This window comes from Frankia sp. Mgl5, assembly GCF_023242985.1.
Classification (GTDB): Bacteria; Actinomycetota; Actinomycetes; order Frankiales; family Frankiaceae; genus Parafrankia; species Parafrankia soli.
Genome location: NZ_JALKFY010000019.1, coordinates 1 through 314, shown reverse-complemented (window position 1 = coordinate 314; position 314 = coordinate 1). Strand labels below are relative to the sequence as shown.

The 314-nt window shown below is 54.5% G+C and carries 1 protein-coding gene; it reads right to left on the bottom strand.

Annotated elements, in window-relative coordinates; genetic code table 11:
- The coding region (locus tag MXD62_RS08165) for an MFS transporter (RefSeq protein ID WP_248828797.1) at positions 1-314 on the bottom strand (314 nt) is incomplete at both ends.

The following is a 314-nucleotide window of genomic DNA, read 5'->3' as shown; positions in this document are numbered from 1 at the left end:
GAGCTGTTCTTTGGAAACGATCAACGGCATGACCGATCCGCGGGCCGGCCAGAAGAAAGCGTCGACGACACCAAACACTGTTGCTACGCTATACACCCAGAACGGTTGAAAGGAATCGTTACCTTGCCACAGCAGGAGGCTGAAAAAAGCAATCACGGCGGCACGGGCGAAAACAGAGCAGGAGAGGACCAGCTTGCGGCTGATCCGGTCCGAAACTACACCGCCAATCACCATAAACAGCAGGCGAGGGATGGAGACGCATAAAAGGGTTGTTCCCAGCACGGTTTCCGAGCCGGTAATATCAATCACAAACC